Origin of the sequence: Ralstonia sp. ASV6, assembly GCF_016429285.1 — a bacterium.
Lineage (GTDB): Bacteria > Pseudomonadota > Gammaproteobacteria > Burkholderiales > Burkholderiaceae > Ralstonia > Ralstonia flaminis.
Genome location: NZ_JAELUI010000210.1, coordinates 1 through 6,590, shown reverse-complemented (window position 1 = coordinate 6,590; position 6,590 = coordinate 1). Strand labels below are relative to the sequence as shown.

Sequence of the window (6,590 nt, the reverse complement as noted above, 5' to 3'; positions counted from 1 at the left end):
GGTGTCGACCTGCAGAAAGTCCTGGTTCGGATGCTTGCGGCCACCTTGCGGCGGCACGGACGCCATCGTCCCTTCGACAAGCTTCAGCAGCGCCTGCTGCACACCTTCCCCAGAAACGTCCCGGGTGATGGATGGGTTGTCAGACTTGCGCGAAATCTTGTCGATTTCGTCGATGTAGACGATGCCGCGCTGGGCCTTGTCCACTTCGTAATTGCAGTTCTGCAGCAGTTTCTGGATGATGTTTTCGACATCTTCGCCCACGTAGCCGGCTTCGGTCAGCGTGGTGGCATCGGCGATGACGAACGGCACGTTCAGCAAGCGTGCCAGCGTTTGCGCAAGCAGGGTCTTGCCCGAGCCAGTCGGCCCGATGAGCAGGATGTTGCTCTTGGACAGCTCGACATCATCCTTCTTGCCGAGGTGCTTCAACCGCTTGTAATGGTTGTAGACCGCGACCGCCAGAATCTTCTTGGCCTGCTCCTGACCAATCACATATTGATCAAGGCTTTGGCGAATCTCATGGGGGGTGGGAAGATCGGACTTTACCGCAAGACCACCTTCCTTCTCGGTGATGGCGGCTTCGTCCCGGATGATTTCATTGCACAGGTCGATACATTCATCGCAGATGAAGACCGAGGGGCCGGCAATCAGTTTCTTGACCTCATGCTGACTCTTGCCGCAGAACGAGCAGTACAGCAGCTTTTCGCCAGTCGAGCCTTTCTTGTCCGCCATAACGATAACCAGTAGTTCCTGGCAGCATCATACGCCAAATTATCTGGCGACGACCCGCAGGAGTTGCACAAAGCAAAAACGAGGCGCGAAGCCTCGTTTTTGACACCGCTTGATATAGCCGGCGCGGCTCAGTCGGTGTGCGGCCAGGGGTGACCCGAAGCGCACCGAGAACCGCGTTCACCCATCACTTAACGCTTGCTGATGACCTGATCGATCAGACCGTATTCCTTGGCCTGTTCGCTGCTCATGAAATTGTCGCGGTCCGTGTCACGGGCGATCTTGTCGACCGGCTGGCCGGTCGCTTCCGACAGCACCGTGTTCAGGCGCTCGCGCAGGTACAGGATTTCACGTGCCTGGATCTCGATGTCCGAGGCCTGACCGCGCGCGCCACCCAACGGCTGGTGGATCATGATGCGCGAGTTCGGCAGCGCCAGGCGCTTGCCCTTCGCACCAGCCGCCAGCAGGAACGCGCCCATGCTGGCAGCCATGCCCATGCACAGCGTCGATACATCCGGCTTCACAAACTGCATCGTGTCGTACATCGCCAGGCCCGACGATACCGAGCCGCCCGGCGAGTTGATGTACAGCGAGATGTCCTTGTCCGGATTCTCGCTTTCCAGGAACAGCAGTTGTGCAACCACGAGGTTGGCAGTCTGGTCGTTGACCTCGCCCACCATGAAGATCACTCGCTCCTTGAGCAGGCGCGAGTAGATGTCGTAGGCGCGTTCGCCGCGGCCCGACTGCTCGACCACCATCGGCACCAGACCGAGCCCCTGCGTTTCAAGTGCAGAAGCCTGGGTACGGGCAAGTTGGTCGATCAGTTCATTGCGGATCATGCGGTTCTCCGGTGCGTGGATCGATCGAATCAGCCTTGCGCCGGGGTGGCGGTCAGCTCCTCGAACGACACAGCCTTGTCAGTAACCTTGGCCTTGTCGCACACAAAATTTACCACGTTGTTTTCGAGCACGTAGGCTTCCATCTCGGCCAGACGCTGTTGGTCGCCGTAGTACCAGCGGATGACTTCCTTCGGATCTTCATAGCTCTTGGCGAACTCTTCGATCTCAGCCTTGATCTGCTCTGGCTTGGCTTCCAGGTTGTTGGCCTTGACGACTTCGGCCAGCACCAGACCCAGCTTCACGCGGCGCTCGGCCTGTTGCGTGAACATCTCAGCCGGGATCGGCATGTTCTTGGCATTCGGCATGCCGCGTTGCTCAAGGTCACGACGGGCCATCTCGACCAGGCGCTCTTGGTCTTGTTCGACCAGCGACTTCGGCACGTCCAGCTCTGCCACCTTCAGCAGCGCTTCCATGACTTGGTCCTTGAGCAGCGCGTGGGTGCGGCGCTTGACTTCACGCTCGAGGTTTTCGCGGATGTCGGCGCGCATCTTGTCGAGGTTGCCGTCGGCGATGCCCAGCGACTGGGCGAAGGCTTCGTTGACTTCCGGCAGGTGCGCCCACTCGACTTGCTTGAGCGTGACGGTGAACTCAGCCGTCTTACCGGCCACGTCCTTGCCGTGGTAGTCCTCGGGGAAGGCCAGCGGGAACACCTTCGACTCGCCCTGCTTCAGGCCCAGCGTCGCTTGCTCGAACTCCGGCAGCATACGGCCTTCACCCAGCACGAAGCTGAAGCCTTCAGCCTTGCCACCGGCAAATTCCACACCGTCGATCTTGCCAACGAAGTCGACCGTCACGCGGTCGCCGTTTTGTGCAACGGCAGCGCCGCCATCACCGTGCTCACCAGCCTCGCCACGCGGGTGGTAGTGCACGCGTTGCTTGCGCAGGATGTCGAGGGTCTTGTCGATTTCAGCGTCGGTGATCTCGGTCTTGGTGCGGGTCAGTTCCGCGCCGGCCAGATCGCCCAGCTTGACTTCCGGATACACCTCGAAGGTGGCGTCGAATGCGACTTGGTCGTCAGCCACGCCCTCGGTCTTCAGCTCGAAGCGCGGTTGGCCGGCAACCTTCACGCCTTGCTCATTGGTGATGTCGAAGAACTGGCGGGCAGCCTTGTCGTAGCGCACTTCAAACTCGACTTGTTGGCCGTACTGTTTCTCGACCATCTTCATCGGGACCTTGCCTGGGCGGAAGCCCGACATCTTGACGGTCTTGGACAGACGCGCCAGACGGCTTTGCTTCTCTTGCTCCACTTCGGCCTTCGGGACGGCCAGGGTCACCTTGCGATCGAGTTTGCCGAGGTTTTCGATAGTCGACATGGTCGTAATTCCAGATTCAGTAGAAAGTTGCGTCGAACGGCGCAGCGCCAGCAGCAGCCGTGGTTCAAAGTTCTTGGTCTTGCCGGGCTTGCGCGGATGCGACGCGAGGGCCGCTCAGGTGAAACTTCGGCGGCTTAAACGGGTGCAACAGGCGCGTTCGGGCTGGCAAACGCAAAACGCATATTATGGCATGGAACGCTCACCGGCCCTGATTTTTTGGGTCAGAACGCTTGGAAACCCCTTCAAACAGCGGGTCAGTCGAGCGTATCGGCCGCTTCAGTTTCAGCGGGTGCAGCGCCCTGCCCGCGCCCGTGTCCATGCTGCAACGCACGCAGGACAAAGCGCCCTGGATCGAGCGCCGCTGCAAGGTCAACTTCCAGCGGCAGCGGGCCGCCGTCGATCTGCGCGGCGAGCAATTCCGCCCCCAGGACGGACCATGTAAGGCCGCGCGAGCCATATGCAAGTGCGGCATACAGCCCCGGCACGCGAGGAAGTTGCGCATGCGGCCCTCGCAGGCGAAAACCCGGCGCCATAGCCACTGCCTCATCGACCACCGCACCGATCAGCGGCAAGCGGTTGGCGGACACGCACCGCACCCCAACATACCCATGCAGTTGCGCCGGGTCCAGCCGCGCCAGCGCCCGCGACTGCTGCGGCTGCATGCCTGCCAGCCGCTTCAGGTTGGCGGCGTGATCGCTGGCGCGCTCGGCCAGATCAGAATCGCCCGGTTGGAACGACGAGCCGATCCGCACAGATGTCGCATCGGGCTCCGCCGGCAACAGGTAGCCATCACCGCACACCACGGCCTTTGGCCAAGCAGCCCCCGGTTCAAGGCTGGCGAGGGGCACATCCGTGAGCTGGCCGCGCACCGGCTTGAGCGACGCAGAGGACAGCGGCGCCAGCCGGGTCGCATCCAGACTATTGGCGAGGATGACGACCGGCGCGCTGGCAATCACGTCATCGTGCGCGTCGAGCGCTTGCCGCTGGCCACCCACTTCGCGCAGCGATTCGACACGGGTGTTCCAGCGTGCATCAATTGCGTTTGCGGCGGCGATGAGGTTCGCCCGGCAGACATCGGGCGGCGCCACCCAGCCAGCCTGCTCGAACCACCAGCCACCCTGCGGCACGCTCGCGCCCACGCGTTCAGCCGCCTGGCTGGCTGGCAGCCAATCGATGTAGCTGGTGGGGTACCCGAGCGCCTGTACAACGCGCTGCTGCTCAGCGGCATCGCCTTCGTGCTCTGCGAGCTGCAGTACGCCGGTTGGCTGGAAGCCAGTAGCAAAGCCCGCGCGGTCGAGTGCGTCCCACTGCCGACGTGCGAGCAGATTGCCGGCGCGCGACAGGCGTGAGAGCACGCTGTCATCGATGGACACGTGGGGGTGCATGGCCGCAGCACGATGCGCTGATGTGCCACGGGCGGGGCCCTCGTTCGCATCGATGAGCGTAATGCGCCAGCCGCGTGCAGCGAGGCGTTCCGCGACGGCGCAACCGGCCAGCCCGGCACCGAGGACGATGGCGTGGCGCTCAGACCAAACCGGCGCGTCGACCGGGCCACGCCGCGTCTTCCAGTGCGTTGGAAACTGCGCGACTGTCATATCGCGCTTGGTGCCGAAGCCCGGTGCCTTGCGCGCCTCGAAGCCGGCTTCCTGCAGGCCGCGCCGTACAAAGCCTGCTGCCGTGTACGTTGCCAGCGTGGCGCCAGCGCGGGCGACACGCGCAAGCTGCTTGAACACGCGCGGCTGCCAGAGATCGGGGTTCTTGGCGGGCGAGAAGCCATCCAGATAAAACGCGTCAGCGGCGCAGGACAGCTGTGGGAGCATCTCCATCACATCGCCAAGCAGCAGCGTGAGCGTGACACGGCCTTCATCGAAGACGAGGCGATGCACGCCGGGCACGGGTACGGGCCATGACTGCCGCAACGCTTCGCCCAGCGGCGCAAGCACACCGTCTTTCGGGTGCACGACAGACAAGCCCGCCCGGTCGAACGGATGCTTCTCGATGGAAACGAAATCGAGCCGTGCGCAACGCTGCGGATCGTCACGCCACGCTGCCCACGTCGCCAGGAAGTTCAGTCCCTGGCCGAAACCGGTCTCGACGATGGTGAAGGCGCCCTTGCCCTGCCACGCGCCCGGCAGCCCGTTGCCGCCCAGGAAGACGTGCTGTGCCTGCGCGAGACCACCTTCGGTGCTGTGATAAACGTCGTCGTATTGCGCGGAGAACGGCGTGCCGTCCGACGTGAGCTGGGGCGTGGCGAGAGCGAGGCCGCGTGGCATGGAACACCTGGGGAAAGAAGCGACGGATTGTACCGCCGCCCTCCCCGCACGCCTTGATCTGACGCAGGTGCGCGCGGCTACACGTCGGCGACCGGCAGCGTACCCATCATGCGGCGATACCACGCGTGGAAATGCTGCATGCCGTCTTCCAACGGCGACTGGTACGGGCCGGTTTCTGACACACCGCGCACCATCAGTGCACGACGGCCTGCGTCCATGCGCTCCCCAATCTCGTCGTCTTCGATGCAGGTTTCCATGTAGGCCGCGCGCTGCGCTTCCACGAACTCGCGCTCGAATGCAGCGATCTCTTCCGGGTAGTAGAACTCGACCACGTTGACGGTGTCCTGCGGCCCTTTCGGGTACAGCGTGGAGAGCACCAGCACGTGCGGATACAGCTCGATCATGTGAGTCGGAAAGTACGTCACCCAGATCGCACCGAAATCGGGCGATGTGCCCGAGCGATAGTCGAGCAGCCGGTCATGCCAGGCGCCGTACACATCTGAGCCCGGTTGGCTGAGTGCCTGATGGATGCCAACGCGCTGCATGCTGTACCAGTCTGCAAACTCCCATTCAAGGTTGTCGCACGTGACGAAATGGCCGAGGCCGGGGTGGAACGGCGCGACGTGGTAATCCTCCAGGTAGACCTCGATGAAGGTCTTCCAGTTGTAGTTGCATTGGTGGACTTCCACGTGATCGAGCACGTAGTCGCCGAAGTCGAATTCGGGCCGTGCGAATAGCGGCGCCATGTCGTGCGCCGGGTCGCGAGGCCCTTCGAACAACAAGCCGTGGCAGTTGCGCAGGGTGAAACGCTGCAGGTTCTTGCACGGTGTGCTGGTGAACTGCGGCGCGCCAATCAGCTGACCGCGCTCGGTGTACGTCCAGCGGTGCAGCGGACAAACAATGTTGCCGCCGGCAGCCCGCAGGTTGCCGGTGGCATTGGCAGGGCCGGTCACGTTGCCGGCCTCCCCGCCGAGAATGAGCGCCTGCCGGTGGCGGCAGACGTTGGACATCAGTTCCACGCCGCCCGCATTGCGCACCAGCACGCGGCCGCCGTCTTCCTGGGCGAGGCGACGCCAGTCACCAGGTTCGGGCACGGCTTTTTCATTGCCGATATAACAGGCGGATTGCTTGAAGATGGTTTCCAGTTCGCAAGCGAACAAGGCGTCGTCGAAGTACGCGGCGACGGGCAATTGGGTGTGCGCCGGCATCACGTGAGCCAGGCGTCCGACATCGGTCATCGGGGTCTCCAACACGGTGCGGCGGGCGGTTCAGTGTTCACGTTGAACCGGCATCCGCCCCATCAGGTATCGGGGGAAATGCGCGCTACGACGCCTCAGCCAGCAAGCGGGCGATGCGTGCGTCGAGCGAGAGCTTTGGGC

At 63.0% G+C, this 6,590-nt stretch carries 5 protein-coding genes; all 5 read right to left on the bottom strand.

The features are described 5' to 3' along the window. On the bottom strand, positions 1–729 hold a 729-nt coding region (gene clpX, locus JHD73_RS25720; RefSeq protein WP_199032996.1), incomplete at its 3' end, for an ATP-dependent Clp protease ATP-binding subunit ClpX. 188 nt (positions 730–917) lie between these two features. Continuing rightward, entirely contained in the window at positions 918–1,565 is a 648-nt protein-coding gene (gene clpP, locus JHD73_RS25715; RefSeq protein ID WP_048932465.1) for an ATP-dependent Clp endopeptidase proteolytic subunit ClpP, read from the bottom strand. A gap of 29 nt (positions 1,566–1,594) precedes the next feature. Continuing rightward, entirely contained in the window at positions 1,595–2,938 is a 1,344-nt protein-coding gene (gene tig, locus JHD73_RS25710) for a trigger factor (RefSeq protein ID WP_199032995.1), read from the bottom strand. Positions 2,939–3,192: 254 nt separating this feature from the next. Further along, positions 3,193–5,211: a bifunctional tRNA (5-methylaminomethyl-2-thiouridine)(34)-methyltransferase MnmD/FAD-dependent 5-carboxymethylaminomethyl-2-thiouridine(34) oxidoreductase MnmC gene (gene mnmC, locus JHD73_RS25705; protein ID WP_199032994.1), complete on the bottom strand. Its 2,019-nt coding sequence runs from the start codon at positions 5,209–5,211 to the stop codon at positions 3,193–3,195. A gap of 77 nt (positions 5,212–5,288) precedes the next feature. After that, positions 5,289–6,449 carry an aromatic ring-hydroxylating dioxygenase subunit alpha gene (locus JHD73_RS25700; protein WP_199032993.1) on the bottom strand — a complete coding sequence of 387 codons (1,161 nt, stop codon included), beginning with the start codon at positions 6,447–6,449 and terminating at the stop codon, positions 5,289–5,291. Between the last annotated feature and the right edge of the window lie 141 nt (positions 6,450–6,590).

Coding starts and splice junctions, on each gene's coding strand:
- clpP (WP_048932465.1), bottom strand. CDS start 1,565: ATGATCCGCAATGAACTGATCGACCAACTTGCCCGTACCCAGGCTTCT.
- tig (WP_199032995.1), bottom strand. CDS start 2,938: ATGTCGACTATCGAAAACCTCGGCAAACTCGATCGCAAGGTGACCCTG.
- mnmC (WP_199032994.1), bottom strand. CDS start 5,211: ATGCCACGCGGCCTCGCTCTCGCCACGCCCCAGCTCACGTCGGACGGC.
- JHD73_RS25700 (WP_199032993.1), bottom strand. CDS start 6,449: ATGACCGATGTCGGACGCCTGGCTCACGTGATGCCGGCGCACACCCAA.